At 70.5% G+C, this 23,660-nt stretch carries 16 protein-coding genes and 4 pseudogenes; 15 read left to right on the top strand and 5 right to left on the bottom strand.

Going from position 1 to position 23,660, the window contains the following annotated elements; translation table 11 throughout:
- Positions 1 to 89 precede the first annotated feature (89 nt).
- On the top strand, positions 90 to 2,285 hold the full coding sequence (gene katG / locus OO54_RS38240) for a catalase/peroxidase HPI (protein WP_078905575.1): 2,196 nt from the start codon (positions 90 to 92) through the stop codon (positions 2,283 to 2,285).
- A 635-nt stretch (positions 2,286 to 2,920) separates the two neighbouring features.
- Here katG and OO54_RS42025 read toward each other — a convergent pair.
- Positions 2,921 to 3,359 (bottom strand): annotated as a pseudogene (locus OO54_RS42025) (helix-turn-helix domain-containing protein); the annotation flags it as partial.
- A 117-nt stretch (positions 3,360 to 3,476) separates the two neighbouring features.
- Positions 3,477 to 4,653 (bottom strand): annotated as a pseudogene (locus tag OO54_RS42030) (ABC transporter substrate-binding protein).
- A gap of 535 nt (positions 4,654 to 5,188) precedes the next feature.
- Here OO54_RS42030 and OO54_RS48965 point away from each other — a divergent pair.
- Positions 5,189 to 5,353, top strand: a complete 165-nt coding sequence (locus OO54_RS48965; protein ID WP_078905576.1) for a helix-turn-helix domain-containing protein — start codon at positions 5,189 to 5,191, stop codon at positions 5,351 to 5,353.
- Here the strand turns inward: OO54_RS48965 and OO54_RS38260 are convergent.
- Positions 5,278 to 5,535: a LacI family DNA-binding transcriptional regulator gene (locus OO54_RS38260; protein WP_033211720.1), complete on the bottom strand. Its 258-nt coding sequence runs from the start codon at positions 5,533 to 5,535 to the stop codon at positions 5,278 to 5,280. The genes OO54_RS48965 and OO54_RS38260 overlap by 76 nt on opposite strands.
- Before the next feature lie 371 nt (positions 5,536 to 5,906).
- Here OO54_RS38260 and OO54_RS46170 point away from each other — a divergent pair, with 371 nt between their 5' ends.
- Positions 5,907 to 6,047: a hypothetical protein gene (locus OO54_RS46170; RefSeq protein WP_157856594.1), complete on the top strand. Its 141-nt coding sequence runs from the start codon at positions 5,907 to 5,909 to the stop codon at positions 6,045 to 6,047.
- Between the two features lie 143 nt (positions 6,048 to 6,190).
- Entirely contained in the window at positions 6,191 to 8,611 is a 2,421-nt protein-coding gene (locus tag OO54_RS38265) for an RICIN domain-containing protein (RefSeq protein WP_033211722.1), read from the top strand.
- Between the two features lie 154 nt (positions 8,612 to 8,765).
- Here the strand turns inward: OO54_RS38265 and OO54_RS38270 are convergent.
- Positions 8,766 to 9,381: pseudogene (locus tag OO54_RS38270) on the bottom strand (transposase family protein); the annotation flags it as partial.
- A 496-nt stretch (positions 9,382 to 9,877) separates the two neighbouring features.
- Between OO54_RS38270 and OO54_RS48465 the strand changes: the two are divergent.
- The 5 genes from OO54_RS48465 (at position 9,878) to OO54_RS38290 (ending at position 14,898) form a co-directional block, all read left to right on the top strand.
- The gene (locus OO54_RS48465; protein ID WP_267888940.1) at positions 9,878 to 10,012 is read left to right on the top strand and encodes a hypothetical protein; all 135 of its coding nucleotides are present in this window, start codon (positions 9,878 to 9,880) and stop codon (positions 10,010 to 10,012) included.
- 647 nt (positions 10,013 to 10,659) lie between these two features.
- Complete coding sequence (locus OO54_RS38275; RefSeq protein WP_033211724.1) at positions 10,660 to 11,415, top strand: (5-formylfuran-3-yl)methyl phosphate synthase; 756 nt, start codon at positions 10,660 to 10,662, stop codon at positions 11,413 to 11,415.
- 8 nt (positions 11,416 to 11,423) lie between these two features.
- Positions 11,424 to 12,833, top strand: a complete 1,410-nt coding sequence (locus OO54_RS38280; protein ID WP_033211731.1) for an aldehyde dehydrogenase family protein — start codon at positions 11,424 to 11,426, stop codon at positions 12,831 to 12,833.
- Positions 12,830 to 13,942 (top strand): NAD(P)-dependent alcohol dehydrogenase, encoded by a 1,113-nt coding sequence (locus tag OO54_RS38285; protein WP_033211733.1) that lies wholly within the window; start codon positions 12,830 to 12,832, stop codon positions 13,940 to 13,942. Before OO54_RS38280 ends, OO54_RS38285 begins: the two co-directional genes overlap by 4 nt.
- Positions 13,939 to 14,898 carry an SAM-dependent methyltransferase gene (locus OO54_RS38290; protein WP_078905577.1) on the top strand — a complete coding sequence of 320 codons (960 nt, stop codon included), beginning with the start codon at positions 13,939 to 13,941 and terminating at the stop codon, positions 14,896 to 14,898. Before OO54_RS38285 ends, OO54_RS38290 begins: the two co-directional genes overlap by 4 nt.
- Before the next feature lie 66 nt (positions 14,899 to 14,964).
- On the opposite strand, the gene OO54_RS38295 is transcribed toward OO54_RS38290, so the two are convergent.
- Positions 14,965 to 15,498 (bottom strand): EF-hand domain-containing protein, encoded by a 534-nt coding sequence (locus OO54_RS38295; protein WP_033211768.1) that lies wholly within the window; start codon positions 15,496 to 15,498, stop codon positions 14,965 to 14,967.
- A gap of 488 nt (positions 15,499 to 15,986) precedes the next feature.
- Here OO54_RS38295 and OO54_RS42035 point away from each other — a divergent pair.
- The 6 genes and pseudogenes from OO54_RS42035 to OO54_RS38320 all read left to right on the top strand — a co-directional run.
- Positions 15,987 to 16,447: pseudogene (locus OO54_RS42035) on the top strand (cysteine hydrolase family protein); the annotation flags it as partial.
- A 911-nt stretch (positions 16,448 to 17,358) separates the two neighbouring features.
- Entirely contained in the window at positions 17,359 to 18,867 is a 1,509-nt protein-coding gene (locus OO54_RS38305) for an aldehyde dehydrogenase family protein (protein ID WP_200146587.1), read from the top strand.
- Positions 18,864 to 20,390 carry a GMC family oxidoreductase gene (locus tag OO54_RS38310; RefSeq protein WP_033211735.1) on the top strand — a complete coding sequence of 509 codons (1,527 nt, stop codon included), beginning with the start codon at positions 18,864 to 18,866 and terminating at the stop codon, positions 20,388 to 20,390. Before OO54_RS38305 ends, OO54_RS38310 begins: the two co-directional genes overlap by 4 nt.
- Positions 20,387 to 21,481 (top strand): quaternary amine ABC transporter ATP-binding protein, encoded by a 1,095-nt coding sequence (locus tag OO54_RS38315; protein ID WP_033211737.1) that lies wholly within the window; start codon positions 20,387 to 20,389, stop codon positions 21,479 to 21,481. Before OO54_RS38310 ends, OO54_RS38315 begins: the two co-directional genes overlap by 4 nt.
- On the top strand, positions 21,481 to 21,690 hold the full coding sequence (locus tag OO54_RS46175) for a hypothetical protein (RefSeq protein WP_157856595.1): 210 nt from the start codon (positions 21,481 to 21,483) through the stop codon (positions 21,688 to 21,690). Before OO54_RS38315 ends, OO54_RS46175 begins: the two co-directional genes overlap by 1 nt.
- The gene (locus OO54_RS38320; protein ID WP_033211744.1) at positions 21,687 to 23,660 is read left to right on the top strand and encodes an ABC transporter permease; all 1,974 of its coding nucleotides are present in this window, start codon (positions 21,687 to 21,689) and stop codon (positions 23,658 to 23,660) included. The genes OO54_RS46175 and OO54_RS38320 overlap by 4 nt, the downstream gene beginning before the upstream one ends.

The raw sequence follows: 23,660 nt of genomic DNA on the forward strand, positions 1-23,660 counted from the left end.
CCGCCGGGCGGTCCGCGGTGCGCGACCATACGGACGCCGTCAAGAGCGAGCAGCCAGATGGAAGCACCGAGACAGGAAGAAGGACGGACGTGTCCGGCAGCGAAAGCGAGAACCCCGCAATCCCCTCCCCCACCCCCGCGCCCACTCGTCCCAGGACGAACCGGGACTGGTGGCCGAACCAGTTGGACCTCCAGGTTCTCCACCAGAACTCGCCCCAAGCCAATCCGATGGGCGAGGACTTCGACTACGCGGAAGAGTTCGCCACCCTGGACGTCGACGCGCTGAAGCGCGATGTCTTCGAGGTGATGACGACGTCGCAGGACTGGTGGCCCGCCGACTACGGCCACTACGGGCCGCTCTTCATCCGGATGAGCTGGCACGCGGCGGGGACGTACCGCATCGCCGACGGCCGCGGCGGCGGCGGTTCCGGCGCGCAGCGCTTCGCCCCTCTCAACAGCTGGCCGGACAACGCGAGTCTGGACAAGGCGCGGCGGCTGCTCTGGCCGGTGAAGCAGAAGCACGGGCGGAAGATCTCCTGGGCCGACCTTCTGGTTTTCGCCGGCAACTGCGCCATGGAGTCAATGGGGTTCAAGACGTTCGGATTCGGATTCGGCCGGGAGGACATCTGGGAACCGGAGGAGGTCTTCTGGGGGCCCGAGGACACCTGGCTCGGAGACGAGCGCTACAGCGGTGACCGGGAACTCACCGGTCCTTTCGGTGCGGTGCAGATGGGTCTGATCTACGTCAATCCCGAAGGCCCCAACGGAAATCCGGATCCCCTCGCCGCCGCCCGGGACATTCGCGAGACGTTCGGGCGCATGGCGATGAACGACGAGGAGACGGTCGCGCTCATCGTCGGCGGCCACACCTTCGGCAAGTGCCACGGCGCGGTGGACCCCGAGTACGTCGGTCCGGAACCGGAGGCCGGTCCACTGGAGCAGCAGGGCCTCGGCTGGCACAATTCGTTCGGCAGCGGCAAGGGCGTCGACACGATCACCAGTGGGCTCGAGGGCGCGTGGACGAGCGAGCCGACGAAGTGGGACAACGGGTACCTGGACAACCTGTTCGCCTACGACTGGGAGCTGACGACGAGCCCGGCCGGGGCGCAGCAGTGGACCCCCAAGGACCCTGCAGCGCAGGGCACGGTGCCGGACGCGCACGATCCCGGCAGGCGGCACGCCCCGATGATGCTGACGACGGACCTCGCGTTGAAGCTGGATCCCGTCTACGCCCCGATCTCCAAGAGCTTCCACGAGAACCCGGACAAGCTCGCCGACGCGTTCGCCAGGGCTTGGTACAAGCTGCTGCACCGCGACATGGGCCCGGTCTCGCGCTATCTCGGCCCGTGGGTTCCCGAACCGCAGCTGTGGCAGGACCCGGTGCCGTCGGTCGACCACGAGCTGGTGACGGCCGGGGACGTCGCCGCCCTCAAGGGCCGGATCCTCTCCTCCGGGCTGACCGTTTCCCAACTGGCCGCCACGGCCTGGGCGTCGGCGGCCAGCTTCCGCGGCACCGACAAGCGGGGCGGTGCGAACGGTGCCCGGATCCGGCTCGCGCCGCAGAAGGACTGGGAGGTCAACGCCCTGCCCGAGGTGGCCGAGACCGTACGGACCCTCGAAGGGATCCGGCAGGACTTCAACGGTTCCCAGAGCGACGGGACCAAGATCTCGCTCGCCGACCTGATCGTCCTGGGCGGCTGCGCGGCGGTCGAGCAGGCCGCGAAGAACGCCGGGCACGACATCACGGTCCCGTTCGCGCCGGGACGCACGGACGCCACGCAGGAACAGACGGATGTGGAGTCGTTCGCCGTGCTGGAGCCGCGGGCCGACGGGTTCCGCAACTACCTGTCGGCGGGCGAGAAGCTGTCGCCGGAGACGCTGCTGCTGGACCGTGCCGGCATGCTGAACCTGACGGCGCCTGAGATGACGGTGCTGGTCGGCGGTATGCGCGCCCTCAACACCGGCTTCAGGCGGTCCGCGCACGGTGTGTTCACCGACCGGCCGGAGACACTGACCAACGACTTCTTCGTCAACCTGCTCGACATGGGTACGCAGTGGAAGGCGTCAGCCACGGACGAGAACGTGTTCGAGGGGCGCGTCGCCGGCGCGGAGGGCGGCGAACCGAAGTGGACCGCCACCGCCGTGGACCTGGTCTTCGGTGCGAACTCCCAGCTGCGGGCCATCTCGGAGGTCTACGCGGCCAAGGACGCGCGGGAGAAGTTCGTCCGTGACTTCGTCGCAGCCTGGGACAAGGTCATGAACCTCGACCGGTTCGACCTCGCCTGACGCGACGTCCCCCGCCGACTACCACCGGATGTCCACCGGACGTCGACCGGACTGCGAATCGGAGTCCGGGCCGTAGTCCGAGGCGGGCGTCCCGGCCGGCTGCTCGTGGCGGCCGGCCGGGACGTCGGGCGGTGTGTCAGAGGGTTCTCGTTCGAGGCGGTCGAGATGGTCATGAACAGCCTTGGGTTCTCATCCGGTGTCGGTGAATATGGCGTAATCAACCTTCGGGAGGGCGCCATCGGCGGACAGGGCGCGGCTCGTCAGTCGGCTCTGGGCGTCACCGTCGCGCGTTCGCAGGCCATGCCAGGTTCTTCGCCTTGCTGGACGCAGGTACGGTGCAAGTGGGGTCGCGGTGCTGCGCCGGCCGTGCAGAGAGAAGGCCTGGACACCGCCAGAGATGAGCCGGACGCCGTACCGGTCCTGCTGGACGAGCTGGGTGCGGCTGATCAACCCCTTGTCCAGAAGGGCGTCGATGGTGGTCCCCTTCCTGTGCGCGGACAGAGGGGCGACGACTTCTCGGGTGCCCGCGGCCCTCTCGTGGACTACGGCCTCACCGCGGGCGAACGCGGCGAGGCCCCTACACTGGGCTTCCCTAAGGATCTTCAGCGTCGCCTCTCGAAGGTGAGGACGGCCTTCGTGCGGCCCGGCAGTGCCGGCGAGTACCAGATCAGCTCGCCCGCGGGATCGGTGACGGCCTGGATGTTCACGCCGTGCCGGCGGGTCTTGCCCGAGTAGTCCTTCTCGTGGTCGCCGACGCGGTCGCACTCGGCGATGGTGCCGTCCACCAGGACGTACTCGGGACGTGCTCGGCGAAGCGCCTGGGTCAGGGACGGCGCCCTTGAGGCGAGGAGCTTGATCACGCTCTGTACGTAGGCGTGGGCGGTGGCTTCGCTGATGCGGAAGCCTGCGGCGAGCTTCGCGTAGGTGGTGCTCGCGCGGGTGGACCAGGGTGATGAGGGCGCGTTGCGAGGGCCGCAGTTTGCACCGGCGGTCACCCTCACGGGTGACGATCAGTATCGTGACCCACTCCACGAGCGCGTGCGGCGGGTCGAGTGCGGCAGGATGGGCGACCAACGAGGCCTCCGGGAGCGGCGGTTGAGACGTCAGACATCTCGAACCACTGCCCGAAGGCCTCGCCCGCTATCCGCCCCCGACCGCCACCCGATCGGTGACCACTCTGAAGATCCTTAGTTACTTGTTGACGGTGAAGCCCTGGCTGTTGCCGTACTTGACGCTGGCGTCCTGCCAGGCCTTCAGGCCGTCGTCGAGCTTGGTGGAGGAGACGTAGGCCTTGCCTACGGTGTCGTTGAAGACCGAGTTCGCGTACACCTGGAAGGGCAGGTAGGACCAGTTCTCACCGACGTTACGGGCGGACTCGGCGAAGATCCGGTTGGCCTGCTGGCCGCCGAAGTACGGGAACTTGGCGTCGAGGAAGGCCTTCGACTCCAGGTCGGCGCGGGCGGCGGGGAAGGCACCCTGGGCGACGCGGGTGCTCGCGCCGGCGCCGGTGGTGGCGAACTCGGTGAAGGCGTAGGCGAGTTCCTTGTTCTTGGCGGCCTTCGGCACGGCGAGCGAGCTGCCGCCGTTCTCGGCGCTCGTCTTGTCGCCCTTCTCCCACTGCGGCAGCGGGGCGACCCGCCAGTCGCCGGAGGCGGAGGCGACACCGGAGGTGAGGTTGGCGGGCATCCAGGCGCCGATGGAGAGGGTGGCGATGGAGCCGTCGGCCAGGCCCTTGTACCAGGCGTCGCTCCAGGAGCTGACGGGTGATGAAGATCTTCGGGTCGGCCTTGTGCAGGGTGCGGGCCGCCTCCACGTACTCGTCCCAGGTGGTCGGCACCTCGATGCCGTGCTTGTCGAAGACCTTCTTGTTGTAGAAGAACGCCATCGGACCGGAGTCCATCGGCAGCGCGAAGATGCCTCCGCCCCGGGAGACGGCGTTCCACGGGCCGGGCGTGAAGCTCGTGCCGTACTTCTGGGCGCCGTAGGGCAAGAGGTCCTCGACGGACTTGCCGGCGGTGAACTGGCCGAGGGCGTAGTACTCGATCTGCGCGACGTCGGGGGCGCCGTTGCCGGCGGCGATCGCGTTCTGCAGGGCGGTGTACTGCTTGTCGCCGGTGCCGGCGTTGACCAGTTCGATGTCGACCTTGGGGTACTTCTTCTCGAAGTCCTCCGCCACCTTCTTCAGGGTGGGCTCCCACGCCCACACCGTCACCTTTCCGCCCTTCTCCAACGCGGCGGCGACGTCCTTCGGGCCGCCGCTGCCGGCGCCGGCGTCCGGGGCGTCGGAGCCGCAGGCCGTAGTGGTCAGCGAGAGTGTGGCGAGCACGGCGAGTGCGCCGAGCAGTCTGCGGGTGGTGTGCGTACGCATCAGGGGTGCTCCGGGTGAGCGGTTCGGTGAGGGGGAGGGCGCCGGAGGGGAAGCACAGGGCCTGAGGCCGTGACTTCCATGACTCCGTGACGCGGGATCCAGGCCGGACCGCCCTTGCCGCTGAAGTGGCAAGGGGCGAGGCGAAGCCGGGAGAAAGGAGGACGATGCGGCGATGTTTGCGCGATCATCGGTGGCGCGATCGTTGCACCGGTGCGCAACGGAAGTCAAGAGCGAACACTCCGGATTAAAGGAGGAACTGAGGTTCCGGTGACGGAGGTCAAAGGATCCGAAGGAGAGGAGAAATCCCCCGCCCTGGCGCGAGCCCCGGTGAGGGCCACTCCGGCGCCGGAGGGCCGGAGCCGCAGTCGCCGTGCCAAACGGGTGGAGGCACAGCTCAGGTCGGCTGTGGGGTTCGGGGCGGCGGGCGGATCTCACGCGTCGGCCTGGCCCGCTCGGGCTTCTCCTGCTGGTGCGGTGCCGCACCGCGGGCACGCGGACGGCCCGGCAGACTGCTGAAGCCGGGCCTTCGGCCCGGATGCACAGAGTGCACCAGGATTCCGACGGCACCTATGGAGCCCCGAGGGCCACCGCCGAGCTCCATGACGAAGGCGGCCCGGTGGTCGATCACAAGTGCGTCGCGAGGATCAGGGCTCCGAACCGGCCGGTGACCAGGGCGCGGGCCGCCGTGCTAGGGCGGTAGCCGAGCGCCTGCATGTCGGAGAGCGCCTTCTCGCGGGTGGCGGAGTCGACGTTCTCCCGGTTGTTCGCCACCCGGGACACCGCCTGCGAGGAGACGCCCGTCATCGTGGCGACGTCAGCCAGGGGCGGCCACTGGCTGGCCAGCCGGGAGCGGGGTGACCGTGCTCTGTTGCCCGTCGCCATACAGGTCACTCTCCGTCAGGAGAGTTCAAGACCCGCCCACGCGAAGGGCCCTCCGCATCCCGGTGTAAACATACCGACCGGTCGTCCTTCGGTGGATCTTGCCCGAAACCTTGACAGTCATTCGCATCCTTCCCAAGCTCTCGTCCCAAGCGCTCGCGTTAACGCAAACACGAGAAGGTGACACCTACTCGTAACGCAGCGGACACTTTCCGGCGGTGACTCCGGATCCCGTCCGGCGGTCGCTCTCTGTTCAGCATGCGCCCCGTCGGGGCGCTCCCTCCAATGGACATCTCCGTACCGGAGGTGCGCCTACGCCTGTCCCATCCGCCCCACCAGACACTTCATCCCCTCAAACCACGAGGTACGCGATCATGCGACGCACGTCCTCGGGGACGGCCGCCCTGCTCACCGCGCTCGATGCCGTTCCCCTGTGCCCCCTCGGCGCCGCCGTCATCCAGTGGAGCTGCGACAACAGCGCCGCCAAGCAGAAGTGGATCCGGGCGGCCGCCTGACCGCCGTCCGGACCCCACCGGGCGGGCCCCGCCTCCCTGTCGGGACCCGCCGCACACGACTGCTCGGGCCGGCACCGCCCGGCCGCACATGCCCCTTCACCGCGCCCCTCTCGGCGATGAACGACCGACTCAGGAGATCGACGATGCCCTCCGACCGTGAACGAACCCCGAACCGCGCGCGCCGAAGAGCCGCGCTCGTCGGCGCCGCCGCCGTGGCCGCGCTCGTCGCGACCGGCCTGACGCCCGTGACCTCCGTGGCGACGGAAAGCACCGGGCAGGCGGTGACCGTCCGCCCCGACCCGAGCTACCAGCAGCAGCCGTTCGAGGGCTGGGGCACGGCGCTCGCCTGGTTCGCCAACGTGACCGGCGGCTGGCCGGACGCCCAGCGCAACGCGCTCGCCGACGCCCTCTACGGCGCGGACGGCCTCGGCTTCAACATCGCCCGCTACAACATCGGCGGTGGCGACAGCCCCGAGACCACCCCCTACATGCGGGCCGGCGCCGCCGTCCCGGGCTGGTGGAACCGCCCGGGGGCGGAGTCTCCCGACTGGTGGGACCCGAGCAACCCCACGCACTGGAACCCGAACGCCGACGCCAACCAGCGCTGGTGGCTCACCGCCGCCAAGGCGCGCGGCGCCGACACGTTCGAGGCGTTCTCCAACTCCGCCCCGTACTTCATGACCAACAGCGGTCTCGTCTCGGGCAACTGGAACGCCTGGCAGGACAACCTCCGGTCCGACCAGTACGAGCGGTTCGCCGCCTACCTGTCGGGCGCCATGAAGCGCGCGCAGGACGCCACCGGTGTCACCTTCGACACCCTTTCCCCCATCAACGAACCCAGCACCAACTACTGGGGTGCGGGCGGCCGGCAGGAAGGCTCCCACTGGAGTACTGCCTCCCAGGCCAACATGATCACCACCATGCGGGCCAAGCTGAACGCCGACGGGATCACCACGCCCATCGCCGCCATGGACGAGACCAACCCGAACCTCTTCCGCACCAACTGGGAGGCCTACAGCACCGCGGCCAAGGCCGCGGTCGGCAAGCTCAACACCCACACGTACAGCACCGGCGGCCGTACCGGTGCCCGTGACATCGCCAAGGGGACGGCCAAGCCGCTGTGGATGTCCGAGGTGGACCTCGGCGGCAGCGTCGGGCAGAGCTTCACCGACATGAGCCCCGCCCTCGACCTCACCCAGCGCGTCAACGAGGACTTCCGCGAGCTGGAGCCCAGCGCGTGGGTGCTGTGGCAGGCCGTCGAGGACTACGAGAACATGACGCCGGGCCGTGAGAACTCCAACTGGGGCCTCATCCAGACCGACTTCACCCCCGCCGACGCGGCCACCGAGCCGATCCGCAAGAACAAGAAGTACTGGGCGTTGGCGAACTACACCAAGTTCGTCCGTCCGGGCGCCCGCGTGATCAACACCGACAACGCCGACACCTTCGCCGCCTTGCGGCCGGCCGGTCAGGGCGCGGTCGTCGTCCACACCAACCCCACCAACGAGCCCCAGCGGCTCACCCTGAACCTCTCCGGGTTCCAGACCGTGGGCACCGGGGCCGTCGAGCGCTACACCACCGACGGCACCAAGAACCTCCAGCGCGAGAGCGACCTGACCCCCGCGGGCAAGACGCTCACCGCCACCGTGGGCGCGGGCTCCGTCACCACCTTCGTCCTGCCCTCCGCGACCGGCGTGAACGCCTCCGACACCACGGCTCCCACCGGCGCCGCGCGGCAGCTGCTCAACGACAACAGCGGCAAGGCCCTCGCCGTCGCCACGAGCGGCGGCCAGAGCACGCTGGTCCAGCGCAACTCCAGCCCGACCACCACCTCGCAGCAGTGGACGTTCACCAAGCTCGCCTCGACCGACTGGGGCAACACCGCGGCCTACCGCATCACGAGCGTCGCCAACGGCAAGGCGCTCGCCGCCCAGGGCGACTCCCTCGCCCTGGTGGACGCGGGCACCTCCGCCGAACAGAAGTGGATGCTCTCCACCACCGGTGAGGGGCACTACACCCTGGTCAACAGCGCCAGCGGCAAACTCCTCGACGTCAGCGGACAGTCCACGAGCGACGGCGCGCCCGTCGGCGTCTACCGTCCGACGACCGGGTCCAACCAGTCCTGGACCTTCCGCTCCGTCGCCGCCGACACCTGGGTCCCGCTGCGCATGCGGCACAGCGGCAAGTGCCTGGACGTGACCGGAGCCTCCACCACGGACGGGGCCCAGGTCATCCAGTACACCTGCGGTACCGGCACCAACCAGCAGTGGTCCCTGCGCCCTGTGGGCGGTGGCTACGTCAACGTCGTCGCCCGGCACAGCGGCAAGTGCCTCGACGTGACCGGTGCCTCCACCGCCGACGGCGCGATCGCCTTCCAGTACACCTGCGGCGGCGGCGCCAACCAGCAGTGGGCGGTGCACAGGTCGGCCGACGGGTTCATCACCCTGCTGGCCCGCCACAGCGGCAAGTGCCTGGACGTGAGCGGCGTCTCCACGGCGAACGGCGCCGAGGTCATCCAGTACACCTGCGGCACGGGCGCCAACCAGCAGCTCACCACCTCCTGACACCTTGGGCTGGTCCGGAAGCCGGATGGCTTCCGGACCAGCCCTCCGGTGTCTTCGGCGGGCTGTACGGCGACCGGCTCGCGCACGGCGGAGGATGAAGGGACGGGCAGCAGGTGGTGACACTCCAACGGCGTGCGCCGAATCCTTGCCCGCGAGCCTGGACGATCGTGCCGATGCGACGGGTGGAGCATCTGGCTCGCCGGAGCGGTCGCCATGACTTCACCTGGGCGAAGGCACGTTCGCCCGGAGCTCGCGGTCGGGCGTGGTCGCGGCCCGGTGTCGCGCGGGAGAACCACAGCGGTGTGCCGTCGGGCCGGGCGATGACCTGCACGTTCATGCCGTGCTTGCGGTGCTTGCGGTGCTTCATCGAGTAGTACGGCTCGTCGGCGGCGACGCGGTCGATGGGGATCAGGGTGCCGTCGACGATGACGTGGTCGCCCTCACCGAGGCCGGTCAGCGCCTCGTGGAGACCGGGCGCCCAGCCGGCCAGAACGTCCAAGGTCTCGTCGACGTACCGCCAGGCGGTGGCCTGGGACATACCGAAACCTGCTCCGAGCCGGGAGAACGTCTCGTTCTTCCGCAGGTGCACCAGGGTGAGCAGTGCCTGCTGGAAGCAGCCGAGCTTGCGCCAGCGGGTGTCGCGGTCCTGTCGGTGCTCGTGCAGCAGCCAGGCGACATGCTCGACGAGCTCGTGCGGGACGTCGAGCGTGGCAGGATACGGAAACCTTCAGGGCCCCTTCGGTCGCCGGTGTGTTGAGTGGAATCACCACGCCGACGACGAGGGGCCCTGCCTCGTCACCGCACCCGCCGAACAGCCCATTTCACCCTCCCGCACAAGATGAAAGTGGCTCAGTGAGGAAGTGGACCCGGCCTGCGTTCCGAACCCGACACAGATTGCTCGCCTGTTGACCGCTGTTGGCGAACAACGGGGACGTGGTCCGCACCTTGAGGCGTTTTCGGCCGCATGTACTACGCGGCCATGCGTCCGGCGGAGGTCATCCACCTGCAGATCTCGCGGTGCCATCTGCAGGAGAGCGGCTGGGGCATGCTCAACCTGAGCGGAGGGTTCGTCACGGCCGGCAAGGAGTGGACGGACGATGGCTCGGTCCACGAAGTGCACTCCTTGAGGCGGCGAGCCGTCAAGGCCACGCGTCCCGTGCCGATACCGCCGTCGTTCGTGTACACACTGCGAAATCACATCGATCGCTTCGGCGTGGCGCCCGATGGTCGAGTGTTTCGCAATGCGGCCGGCGGCACGTTGATGCGGTGGCCTATGGCAAGACGTGGGAGCGGGCCCGTGAGAAGGTCCTGGACGGTCTTCAGGAGCGTTCCAACCGGCTCATCGAGGAGTCGATGCAGGAGTGGAGTCGGCGCAGCGAGGACAACAGTCCCAAGGGCTGAGCCGCGATCTGGCCCGTGTATGGCCCGGACCTGCTGGCCGGGAGCGGGATCCGGGTGGGATGAACCGGGAGTTCCGACGCAAGTCGGCTGCTGCGATGGATGAGATCACAGAGAGGCGCCTGATAGGCAAAAGCCCAGGTCAAGCGCTTCTTTTCGTGCCTCTAGGAGAAGCCGGGCTTCTTCGGTGAGTACGACACCGGGAGGTTCTTCGTCTGCTGGTGGTGCAGCAGTCGCGTCCATGCTCATCAGCGAGAATGGTGCAGCCGGCGGTTCGGATGAAGGGGCTGGTCCGGGAATGGTCCGGATCTTGGCGCGATCACCGGTCTCTTCGGATTCCCGCGGGACGGGAGCGTGCCACCTGCGGGATCATTCGTGCCTGGTGACCGGGCAGGAGGCAGACGGAGACACCGGAGTACACAAGTACGCATCGGGGGGCGGTTGGCAGGGTTCGGCGGACGCCGGTGCACGCTCGGTGCACGCCCGGTGCACAACGCGTGATGCGCGTGCCCTTCACGAGCCTCCGGGGAGCCCCGTGCGCCCTACCGGTGCCCACGGGGCGACGGAAAGGATGAGCGCACCGCACATGAACCAGGTGATCCGCACCCCTGTCCTCGGCCAGGTGGACATGCGGGCGGAAGGAGTTCACGGTGTTGCTTCTCATCTCCCCGGACGGTGTCGAGGAAGCCCTCGACTGTGCGAAGGCCGCGGAACACCTCGACATCGTCGATGTCAAGAAGCCCGACGAGGGCTCGCTGGGCGCCAACTTCCCCTGGGTCATCCGGGAGATCCGCGACGCGGTGCCGGCGGACAAGCCGGTGTCCGCGACCGTGGGGGACGTGCCGTACAAACCTGGCACGGTGGCGCAAGCCGCGCTCGGCGCGGTCGTCTCCGGCGCCACGTACATCAAGGTCGGCCTGTACGGATGCACGACTCCCGAGCAGGGGGTCGAGGTCATGAGGGCGGTCGTCCGCGCGGTGAAGGACCACCGACCCGAAGCGCTCGTCGTCGCCTCGGGCTACGCCGACGCCCACCGCATCGGCTGCGTCAACCCGCTCGCCCTGCCCGACATCGCCGCCCGCGCCGGTGCCGACGCGGCCATGCTGGACACCGCCATCAAGGACGGCACGCGGCTCTTCGACCACGTCCCGCCCGACGCCTGCGCCGAGTTCGTCCGGCGCGCCCACGCCTCCGGCCTGCTCGCCGCCCTCGCGGGCAGCGTCAAGCAGGCCGATCTCGGTCCGCTGACCCGCATCGGCACGGACATCGTGGGCGTGCGGGGAGCGGTCTGCGCGGGCGGGGACCGCAATGCCGGGAGGATCCAGCCGCACCTGGTCGCCGCCTTCCGGGCGGAGATGGACCGGCAGGCCCGGGAACACGCTGTCGGCACCTCGGCCGTGAACTGACCACCGGGATGCCGACACCGGAAGCCGGCCGCGTACCTGGGCGTCGTGCCGCACGCTTCGCCGTCCTCGACCCGGCCACCGGGAAGGCCTTCGACGAGGCCCCCGACCAGCGGCCGGACGAACTGGACGACGTGGTCGCCCGGGCCCAGCGGGCCTGGCACGTCTGGCGCACCGACCCCGCAGTCCGCACTACCGCCCTGCGCGCCGCTGCCGACGCCGTGGAAACAGCCGGCGACGACCTCGCCCGACTCCTCACACGGGAACAGGGCAAGCCCCTGGCCGAGTCGTGCGCCGAAATCGTCCGTACGGCGGCCCGGCTGCGCTACTTCGCAGACCTGGCCCCCAGGACCCGCCGGATCGACGACGGTCGACCCGTGCACAGCGAGGTCCGCTGGCGGCCCGTCGGGCCCGTCGCCGCGATCGTGCCGTGGAACTTCCCGCTCCAGCTCGCGGCGGCGAAGTTCGCGCCCGCGCTCGCGGCCGGCAACACCGTGGTCCTCAAACCGTCCCCGCACACCCCGCTCGCCACCCGGCTGCTCTGCTCCGTCCTCGCCTCCGTCCTGCCCGAGGACGTCCTGAGCGTCGTCACCGGTCGCGAACCCCTCGGTGCCCGCCTCGCCGCCCACCCCGGCATCCGTCACGTCACCTTCACCGGCTCGGTGCCCACCGGTCGGTCCGTCGCCGAGGCCGCGTCGGCCTCGCTCGCCCGGGTCACCCTGGAACTGGGCGGCAACGACGCCGCCGTCCTCCTGGACGACGTCGACGTGGAGCGGATCGCGGACCGGCTGTTCTGGGCCGCGTTCCGCAACTGCGGGCAGGTCTGCATGGCGGTCAAACGCGTCTACGCCCCCGCCCGGCTCCACACCGAGGTCGTCGAAGCCCTCGCCCAGCGCGCGAAGGCCGTCGCGGTCGGATCCGGACTCGACCCGGACACCCGGATCGGTCCGGTCAACAACGCACCACAGCTGGCCAGGGTCGAGCAGGTCACGCGACAGGCCCTGGCAGCCGGCGCCCGGGCCGCGGCCGGCGGCCACCGACTCGACGGAGCGGGCTACTTCTTCGCTCCCACGATCCTCACCGACGTCCCACCCGACAGCCCGGTGGTGACCGAGGAACAGTTCGGACCGGTTCTGCCGGTCCTGCCGTACCGGGACCTCCACGAGGCTGTCGACGCGGCCAACGGCACCGGCTTCGGACTGGGTGGATCCGTATGGGGCACCGATCTCGACCGGGCCGAGGCAGTGGCCGACCGGCTCGAATGCGGCACGGCCTGGATCAACCACCACGCCGAACTCTCCCTCGCCCAGCCCTTCGCGGGCGTCAAGAGCAGCGGCGTCGGTGTCGCGGGCGGACCGTGGGGCCTCTACGGCAACCTCAGGCCGTTCGTGGTGCACCGCCTGCGGGAGGAGGAAACGTGACGAGGAGGTTCCAGGCGGCCGTACTGCGCTCGTACGAGGACCCGTTCACGGTAGAGGAAGTGGCCCTTCGTACGGAGCCCGGCCCCAGCGAGATCCTGGTCGAGATCGCGGGAGCCGGGATGTGCCGTACCGACCTCGCGGTACGGCGATCGGCCGGCCGCAGCCCGCTGCCCGCGGTCCTCGGCCACGAGGGATCCGGGGTCGTGGTGGCGACGGGCGGCGGCCCCGGCATCGCACTCGGCGTCGGCGACCACGTCGTGCTGAGCTTCGACTCCTGCGGACACTGCCGGAACTGCCGCGCCGCCGCCCCCGCCTACTGTGACTCCTTCGCCTCCCTCAACCTCTTCGGCGGGCGCGAGGAGGAACCACCGCGCCTCACCGACGTGGCCGGAAAAGCGTTGGCTCCCCGCTGGTTCGGCCAGTCCTCCTTCGCCGCGTACGCGCTCGTCCCGGCCCGCAACGCCGTCCGGGTCGACCCCGCCCTGCCGCTCGAACTGCTCGGGCCCCTCGGCTGCGGCTTCCTCACCGGTGCAGGCGCCGTACTGAACACCTTCGCCGCAGGACCCGGCGACACCCTCGCGGTCCTCGGCGCGGGAGCGGTGGGCCTCGCCGCCGTGATGGCGGCCACTGCCGCCGGCGTGCGGACCGTGGCCGTCGACCGGCATCCCGAGCGGCTGGACCTGGCCGAACGGTTCGGCGCGACCCCGCTGCCCGCCGGATCGCACGGACTGCCCGAGCGGATCCGCCGACTGACCGACGGCGGAGCCCAGTACGCCCTGGACACCACGGCCTCGGCCCCGCTCATCAACGACGCGCTCCGCGCGCTGCGCCCCACCGGCACCCTCGGCCTCGTGGCACGCCTCCACACCCCGCTACCGCTCGAACCCGGCACGCTCGACCGAGGCCGGTGCATCCGCCACATCTGCGAGGGCGACGCGGTACCCGGACTGCTGATACCCCGGCTGACCGGCCTGTGGCAGGCCGGCCGCTTCCCCTTCGACCAGCTGGTCCGCACCTACCCGTTGGCCGACATCAACGAGGCCGAACGCGACTGCGACGCCGGCCGCGTGGTCAAACCCGTCCTGCTGCCGGAAAGAAGAGACCGATGAGCGAAACCTTCCCCACCAGGGAGTCCTCCCGTTCCACCACCGGAGGAGACACGGCCGCCGCGTCGACCCGGCAGGCCGACGCGGAAGGCGTGGACGGAGGTGTGGGGCTGACCGCCCTCCTGGTCGCCGCGGCCCGGGCGATCGAGACCCACCGCCACGACAGCCTGGCCCAGGACGTCTACGCCGAACACTTCGTACGGGCGGCCCCGGCGTGTGCGGAATGGCCGGTACGCATCGGGCAGGTCCCGGAAGGGGACGACAACCCGCTGTGGGGCAGGTTCGCCCGCTACTTCGGGCTGCGGACCCGGGTCCTCGACGACTTCGTCCTCGGGTCGGTCCTCGACGGTGCCCGTCAAGTGGTCCTGCTGGGCGCGGGGCTGGACACGCGGGCCTTCCGGCTGGACCTTCCGTCCGACTGCGTGGTCTTCGAGATCGACAGGGCGGGTGTGCTGGCCTTCAAGCACCAGGTGCTCACGGACCTGTCGGCCGCCCCGAGGGTGAAGCGCGTCCCCGTACCGGTCGATCTGCGCGCGGACTGGGCCAACGCGCTGATCTCCACCGGCTTCGACCCGGCCGCACCGAGCGTCTGGCTGGCCGAGGGGCTGCTGTTCTACCTGCCGAGCGCCGCCGAGACGTACCTCATCGACACGGTGGACCGGCTGACCACCGGGGGCAGCGCCCTGGCCTTCGAGGCCAAGCTGGAGAAGGACCTGCTGGCGTACCGCGACAGCGCGATCTACACGGCCACGCGGGAACAGATCGGCATCGACCTGCTCGACCTCTTCGACCTGGGACCGCGCCCCGACTCGGCGGGCCACCTGACGGCCAAGGGCTGGACCACGTCGATGCGCACGCCCTTCGACTACACCCGCCGGCACGGACGCGGCCCCCTCCCCGAGCCGAACGACGCCTTGGAGGGGAACCGGTGGGTCTTCGCCCGAAAGCCCGGGCCGTGACGCCCTTCGGGCCGACGGTGCCCGGGGCGGCCGACTCCGCCCCGGGGCACTCGCGACGCGGCCGTGTCACACGGCCGGGGCGCCCACCAGCCGGTCGCCGGGAATCCCGGCCAGGTCCGGTGCGTAGTAGTCCTCGATGCCGGCGGCCCACGTTGCCACGGTGATGCGGTCCTCGGCGTCCGGGGCGAAGGCGTCGAAGAGCGCGTGGATGTTCGCCTCCTCGAAGCCGATCGCCGTCATCAGCGACACGAAGAGCGGACGCTCGATCAGGCCGTCCCCGTCCGGGTCGCCGAGTGCGGAGAGAGCCTCGGCGAACTCGGTGACCGTGGGGCCGAAGCGCTTGGGGTCGAGTACGAAGGGGCGGAACTCGTCGACGGTGATCACGCCGTCACCGTTGGCGTCCAGCTCGACGGCCAGCGTCGTCCACCAGCGGCGGAACGCGGTCCGGATGGCCTCCTTGGCGCCGGCGTCCGATGCGACCGCCGCCTCCAGAACGCGTCCCGTCATGAGGTCGAAGTCGCCGGAGTCGATGACTCCGTTGCCGTTGGCGTCGAAGAGGGAGAAGACCAGCTCGACCCGCTTGGCGGCCTCAGTACGCATGTTCGTCACCTGTCTCGTGCGGCCCGTCGGTCCCGGGCCTGGCTTGATGAGTGCTTCTACGTAACCGTGCTGGGGGGAGTGCCGTGACGGTGAGGCGGTCGCCGTTACCGGAAGGAGTGAGTTCACCGACAATCAGTCCCGGCGGCTCGGACCGGTCACCTGTGATCCAGGGTGATGCCTCCGCGTCATTTACGGGAGGAGGCGTGCTTGCTGGCAGCGTTTCCGCTGGTGAGCCGGCCCTTCGTGGGGTCGGGGTGTGTGGCTACGCGCCGTTTCGGAGGGGTCTCTGGGCGAGTGTGCCTACGTCGCGGCCTTGCGCGTTCGCGCCCGTGACACCTCGCGGATCTCGTCCTCGACCGGTTGTGCGCTGTCGTGCCAACCCCTGGGCGCAGGAGGCCAACGCGGTCGGTCGGGTCGCTCGTAGCGTGAAGAAGTGCCGAGCCGCGGAGGTGGCGGGCACGTTACCGACCGCTTCGAGAGGACCCCTCATGTTCGACATCAACAAGGTGCAGGCCGCCCAGAGTGCGGACCTCCTCACCCCTGACAACGCGGTCATGCTCTTCGTGGACCACCAGCCGCAGATGTTCTTCGACAATGGCAGCGGCAGCGGCAGCGGCAGCGGCAGCGGCAGCGGCAGCGGCGACCGCGCCGCGATCATCAACAGTACCGTGGGTCTCGCCAAGGCCGCTCTGGCCTTCGACGTGCCGGCCGTCCTGACCACGGTGGCCGCCGAGTCGTTCTCCGGACCCCTGCTGCCTCAGCTCGCCGAGGTGTTCCCCAAGCACGAGGTCATCGACCGTACGACGATGAACGCCAGGTGCGGGTGCTCCTGCAACTGCAGCGCGACTGGGCTCGCCAGGAGACGGACGGCGCGGTCATGGAGATCGTCAAGGCCCACGCGGGCGCGTACGGCCTGGGCGTCGTGTACGCGCAGAGCGTCATCGGCGCGCGCGGCGGGCTGACCCCCGTGGACACCGGCATTCTGATCCTGCGTCTGCTGGTACGTCGCCGCCCGTGTTCACCACGCGTCGGTGGCGCCGGCCTCCCGATGCGTCCGCCAGGCCCGCTCGGCGGCCGGCCCTCCACCAGGCCGCGCGGATCGGGCCGGCCGTCGGTGCGGAGGTCGAAGGCGCCCGGGTACTGCCGTGCGCGAGGTCGCACGGTTCCGGCACGCGGCGTACGGCGGGAGTGGTGCTTGTCTGGCTTGGCTCCCCGCGCCACAGTCGACTGACGGCGCTGTCCGGAAGGAACGGGAGAACTTCTGGTCGGCCTCGTGCGGCAGCGCCACGGCCCTGTCCAGTGCCGTTCTGCAGCCCGGACGTCGGACGGCGGCGCAGGGTGGAGGAGACCCGAGTGCCCATCACCGGACGGCGTGCCGCCTGGGGCCTTCTTCGGCGAGTACGAGACCGGCAGGTTCTTCGTCTGCCGGCGGTACAGCAGTCGCACCCACGCTCACCAGCGTAAACAGCCGCTTGTGGCGCTCGTTGGAGGGGGCTGGTCCGGAAACGGTCCGGATCGCGGTCCGGTTGTGGGAGTCGATCGGCACGATCGTCACCTGTTCGACCTCGTGGTCGTTTGGTCGACCCTCACGGCACGTGGTCTCGGGGGTCGGCGTGCGCAGGGGGATCCGGTCAGGAGGTACCTGGGCCGCGGCCAGTGCCGAGGCCGGCTGGTGGGTGTGCTCCGGCTGGAGTGGAGCAGCGGGGAAGTGTCCTGCACGCGCGGTTCGCCTCTCTTGCGAGCGTGAGACAGGTCACTTTCCGTAAGGCATTGCGCATGGTCCTCGAGACCCAGGGCAGGCGGCCGAATCGCCGGTGCTGCCGGCAGGGGGACTCACAGGAACGAAGGGCCGTGCACGACGTGATCGCAGTACAACAGACCATCCATGTCGGCGGAGAGTGGCGCGCAGCCCTCTCCGGCGCCACCCGCGAGATCATCGATCCCGCCGACGCGACCGCCTTCGCGGTGGTGGCGGAGGGCGGTGTCCAGGACACCGACGACGCCGTGGCCGCGGCACGAGCCGCGTTCGACGACGGCGCCTGGCCGCGTACGCCGGTAGCCCAACGGGCCGCCCTGCTGCGTCGGGTCTCCGCCCTCCTCGAACGCGATCGCGAGCGGATCGCTGCTCTGGAGAGCCAGGACGCCGGCAAGACAATGGAGGAGGGCCGCGTCGACGTCGACTGTGTCCGCGATGCCTTCCTGTACTTCGCCGACCTCGTGGCGAACGAGAACGGCGGACGTGTCGTGGACGCCGGTTCCGACGAGGTCCGCAGTGTCGTCGTGCACGAGCCGGTCGGGGTCTGCGCCCTGATCACGCCGTGGAACTACCCGCTGCTCCAGGCAAGTTGGAAGATCGCGCCCGCCCTCGCCGCCGGCAACACGTTCGTGATCAAGCCCAGTGAGATCACCCCGCTGACCACCGTCGTGCTGATCGAACTGCTCCTGGAGGCCGGGCTGCCGCTCGGCGCGGCCAACATCGTCACCGGGCCCGGCGGCACCGTCGGCGCCAGGCTCGCCGAGCACCCCGATGTCGACCTCGTCTCGTTCACGGGCGGCACCACCAGCGGCACGAAGGTCGCCAGGGCGGCTGCCGACAGCGTGAAGAAGGTCGCCCTGGAACTGGGCGGCAAGAACCCCAACGTCGTCTTCGCCGACGCCTGTGCGACGCCCGAGGGGTTCGACACCGCCGTCGACCAGGCACTGAACGCCGCCTTCATCCACAGCGGCCAGGTCTGCTCCGCGGGCTCCCGCCTCATCGTCGAGGAGTCGCTGCGCGAGCGTTTCGTCGCCGAACTCGCCCGGCGGGCCGCCCTGATCCGGCTGGGACGCGGTACCGACGAGGGCGTCGAGTGCGGTCCCCTGGTCTCCGCGGCCCAACTGGCGCGGACCGAGGAGTACGTGGCCTCCGCCCTCGGCGAGGGCGCGGTTCTGCGGGCGGGCGGCGAGAAGCCGGCGGCTCCCGGCTACTTCTACCGGCCCACGGTCCTCGACCGGTGTCACCGCCGCATGCGGGTCGTCCGCGAGGAGATCTTCGGCCCCGTCCTCACCGTGGAGACCTTCCGCACCGAGCAGGAGGCCGTCACCCTCGCCAACGACACCGAGTACGGCCTCGCCGGAGCGGTGTGGAGCTCCGACGAGGACCGTGCCCGACGGGTCGCGGCCCGGCTGCGCCACGGCACCGTCTGGATCAACGACTTCCACCCCTACCTGCCGCAGGCGGAATGGGGTGGCTTCGGCAAGTCGGGCATCGGCCGGGAACTGGGCCCCAGCGGCCTCGCCGAGTACCGCGAAGCCAAGCACATCTACCAGAACCTCGCTCCGCGCCCCGTGCGCTGGTTCGCGGGCGCGACGCAGAAGGAGCAGGCGTGAACGATCAGCACGTGTACGACTACGTCGTCGTCGGCGGCGGCACAGCGGGCTCGGTGATCGCCTCCCGGCTGACCGAGGATCCGGACGTCAGCGTCGCCGTCATCGAGGGCGGCCCCAGCGACGTCGGCCGCGACGACGTCCTCACCCTGCGCCGCTGGATGGGCCTGCTCGGCGGCGAGCTGGACTACGACTATCCCACCACCGAGCAGCCCCGGGGCAACTCGAACATCCGGCACAGCCGCGCGCGGGTGCTGGGCGGGTGCTCCTCGCACAACACCCTCATCGCCTTCAAGCCCCTTCCCTCCGACTGGGACGAGTGGGCCGAAGCGGGTGCCGAAGGCTGGGACGCGGCAGCCATGGCTCCCTACTTCGCCCGGCTGCGCAACAACATCGTCCCCGTCGACGAGGCCGACCGGAACGCGATCGCCCGGGACTTCGTCGACGCGGCGCAGACCGCGCTCGGCGTTCCGCGCGTCGAGGGCTTCAACAAGCAGCCCTTCCACGAAGGCGCCGGCTTCTTCGACCTCGCCTACCACCCGGAGAACAACAAGCGGTCGTCCGCCTCCGTCGCCTATCTCCACCCGTTCCTGGACCGGCCGAACCTGCATATCGCCCTGGAGACCTGGGCGTTCCGACTGGAGATCGACGGGACGCGCGCCACCGGTGTGCACCTCCGCACCAAGGAAGGCACGGAGCACGTCGTACGCGCCCGGCGCGAGATCCTGGTGTGCGCGGGCGCCGTGGACACCCCCCGCCTGCTGCTGCACTCCGGCATCGGGCCGCGTGCCGACCTGGAGAAGCTCGGCATACCCGTCGTGCACGACCTGCCGGGCGTCGGGGAGAACCTGCTCGACCACCCCGAGTCGGTCATCGTGTGGGAGACGCACGGGCCGATCCCGGAGAACTCCGCCATGGACTCCGACGCCGGGCTGTTCGTCCGCCGGGACCCGGAGGCGGAGGGGCCGGACCTGATGTTCCACTTCTACCAGATCCCCTTCACCGACAACCCCGAGCGTCTGGGCTACCAACGGCCCGCGCACGGCGTGTCGATGACCCCCAACATCCCCAAGCCGCGCAGCCGAGGCCGGCTCTACCTGACGAGCGCCGACCCCGAGGACAAACCTGCGCTCGACTTCCGGTACTTCACCGACGAGGACGACTACGACGGCCGGACCCTTGTGGACGGGATCCGGATCGCCCGGCGGATCGCGGCGAGCGAACCGCTGGCCGGCTGGCTGAAGCGCGAGGTGTGCCCGGGCCCGGAGGTCACCTCCGACGAGGAACTCAGTGCGTACGCCCGCCATGTCGCGCACACCGTCTACCACCCGGCCGGAACCTGCCGGATGGGGGCCGTCGACGACGAACTCGCCGTCGTCGCACCCGATCTGAGGATCCGGGGCCTCGACGGCATCCGGATCGCCGACGCGTCCGTCTTCCCGACCATGACCGCCGTCAACCCGATGATCGGCGTACTCATGATCGGCGAGAAATGCGCCGACCTGCTGGGAGGCACGACCCGATGAGGACGCCGCACACTCCGCCGCACGCCACCGCACCTCCGCGGAATTCGGCGTCCGTCTTCTCCGTACGCGATCTGTGGAAGGTCTTCGGTCCGCAGGCCGACCGCGTGCCCGCCGACAAGCAGCTCGGAGCCCTCGGTGCCACCGAACTGCGCGAGCGCACCGGCTGCACCGCCGCCGTTCGCGACGTCTCCTTCGACGTCCGCAAGGGCGAGGTCTTCGTCGTCATGGGCCTTTCCGGCTCGGGCAAGTCGACGCTCGTACGTTGTCTGACCCGCCTCATCGAGCCGACCTCGGGCACGATCACCATCGACGGCGAGGACGTGCTGTCCATGGACACCGGCCGGCTCCGCGAGCTGCGCCGACACCGGGCGGCGATGGTCTTCCAGCACTTCGGGCTGCTGCCGCACCGGACGGTGCTCGACAACGTTGCCTACGGTCTTGAGATCCAGGGCGTCGGGCGCGGTGAACGGCGCGAGCGGGCGGCGGAATTCGTCACCAAGGTCGGCCTGGACGGCATGGAGCACCGCAGGCCGAGCCAGCTCTCCGGCGGCCAGCAGCAGCGGGTCGGACTGGCCCGCGCGCTCGCCGTCGACCCCGAAGTCCTGCTGTTCGACGAGCCGTTCAGCGCCCTGGACCCGCTCATCCGCCGGGACATGCAGGAGGAGGTCGTACGCCTGCACCGGGAGGAGGGACGCACGATGGTCTTCATCACGCACGATCTGAGCGAGGCGCTGAAGCTCGGCGACCGCATCGCGCTGATGTGTGACGGCCGCATCGTGCAGCTCGGGACGCCCGAGGAGATCGTGGGCGCGCCCGCCGACGACTACGTCAGGGACTTCGTCCGGGACGTGCCGCGCGAACAGGTGCTGACCGTCCGCTCGGTGATGCGGCCCGCGCTCGCCGACGAGTACGAGGCCGGGCCCGCGCTCGACCCGAGCGCCACCGTCCACGAGGCCATCGAGGCCGTCGCCCGCACGGGGGCGAACGCGCGGATCGTCGAGGACGGCCGGTGCCTCGGGGTGGTCGACCACGTGGGACTCCTCGGTGTCGTGGCCGGGATCCCGGCCACGACGGGGAAGGCGGTGGCCTGATGTACGCCCATACGACCTGGCCGCCGCCGGGCGGCACGCCCCGCGCCGCTGCGGGAGCATGCCGCACCGGACACGTCCGGGCGCCCCTCGCCGGCCCGCGGCCGGTCCATGACGCCCACCGCACCACCACCGGCCCGGTCCACGGCGGGACGGACGTCTTCGCCCGCCCCGTGGAGCCGACGCGCGACGCGGGCAGGTGGGGCCGATGACCGCCACGGTCACCCCTGCCCCTCCCCGCCGTGCCTCCGCCCCCGACACGGCGCCCGGTGCCCTGCGCGCGTTCGTGTGTCACCGCGGCCGGCTGATCGGCGCCGGTACCGTAGCCGCGCTCGTCCTCGGTTCCCTGCTGCTCGGCGGCGGCAGCTGGCCGGCGTCGCTCGCCGTCGACCTGTCCGGCCCGCTCGACCGCACAAGCGACTGGATCATCGACAACCGCGACGGCCACCCGCTGTTCCTCCACTTCCTCGGCCACGTCAGCAACGCCGTGGTCATCTCCGTCCGCGCGGTCTACCTCGTCCTGCTCGCCCTCGGCTGGGCCGGTGTCACCGCCGCCGCGGGTCTGGTGGCCTGGCGCGTCGCCGGCGTCAGGCCCGCACTGACCTCCGTCGCCGCCTTCGCCGCGTGCGGACTGCTCGGCATGTGGGTCCCCACCCTGCAGACGCTCGCCCTGATGCTCGTCGCCGTCGCCGCGTCCGTGCTGCTCGGAGGCCTCCTCGGGCTGGCCGCCGGCCTGTCCGACCGCATGAACCGGATCCTGCGCCCGGTCCTCGACACCATGCAGGTGCTGCCGGCCTTCGCCTACCTCCTGCCCGTCGTCCTGGTCTTCGGCATCGGCGTGCCCGCAGCCGTCCTCGCCACCGTCGTCTACGCCGCCCCTCCCATGGCCCGTCTCACCGCGCTCGGGCTGCGCGGCGCGGACGCCGGTGTCATGGAGGCCGTCGCCTCCCTCGGCGCCACCGGCGGGCAGCGGCTGCTGACGGCCCGGCTGCCACTGGCCCGCAAGGAGCTGCTGCTCGGCGTCAACCAATCGATCATGATGGCCCTCGGCATGGCCGTGATCGCGTCCGTCATCGGCGCGGGCGGACTCGGCGACCGCGTCTACCAGGCGCTGGCCGCTGTGGACGTCGGTGCCGCGCTCGCCGCCGGCGTGCCGATCGTGCTGCTCGCCGTCGTTCTGGACCGGGTCACCACTGCGGCGGGGGAGCGCGTCGGCGCGGCTCCGGCCCACCGGGCAGGACTCCGCTGGGCCGTCGCCCTCGGGGTGACCGCCGTCGTCGCCGTGGCGGGTCGCCTGTCCGGCCGGCTCTCCTGGCCCGACGGGTGGACGGCGGACATCGCCCCACCCATCAACGGAGCGGTCGACTGGATGACCGCCCACCTCTACTCCGGCGTGCCCCTCGTCGGCGGCACCGCCGACTGGGCCGCGCGGTTCACCGCATGGGTCCTCGACCCCCTGCGCGGCGGCCTGCAGTGGCTGCCGTGGTGGGTGGTCCTGCTCACCGTCGGCGCGCTCGCCCTGCTCATCGGCAGCTGGCGTACCGCCGCGACCGCCGTTCTCGCGATGGCCGCGATCGGTGTGCTCGGTGTCTGGGACCCGGCGCTCGACACCCTGTCCCAGGTCATGGCCGCCGTCGCCGTGACGCTGGTGCTCGGCGTCGCCCTCGGCGTCGCCGCGGCCCGCAGCACCCGTCTCGGACGCGTACTGCGCCCCGTGCTCGACGTCTTCCAGACGATGCCGCAGTTCGTCTATCTGATCCCCGTCGTCGCCCTGTTCGGTGTGGGTCGCGCCCCGGCGGTCGCGGCCGCCGTGGTCTACGCGCTACCGGCGGTCGTACGCATCACGGCCCAGGGGGTGCGCGCGGTGGACCCGGCCGCTCTCGAATCCTCGCGCTCGCTGGGCGCGACCGGTCGGCAGCAGCTGTTCCAGGTCCAGCTGCCGCTGGCCCGGCCCGCGCTGCTGCTCGCCGTCAACCAGGGTGTGGTGCTGGTCCTCGCCGTCGTCGTCATCGGAGGCCTGGTGGGCGGCGGCGCACTCGGATACGACGCGGTCCTCGGCCTCGCCCAGGGCGATCTGGCGACCGGTCTGGTGGCCGGGGCGGCGATCGTCTGCCTCGGTCTGACGCTCGACCGAGTCACCCAGCCGACGGAACGCCGCGACCTCGCCGGAAAGGGGGCCTGA

This window comes from Streptomyces wedmorensis (genome assembly GCF_000716445.1).
Classification (GTDB): domain Bacteria; phylum Actinomycetota; class Actinomycetes; order Streptomycetales; family Streptomycetaceae; genus Streptomyces; species Streptomyces wedmorensis.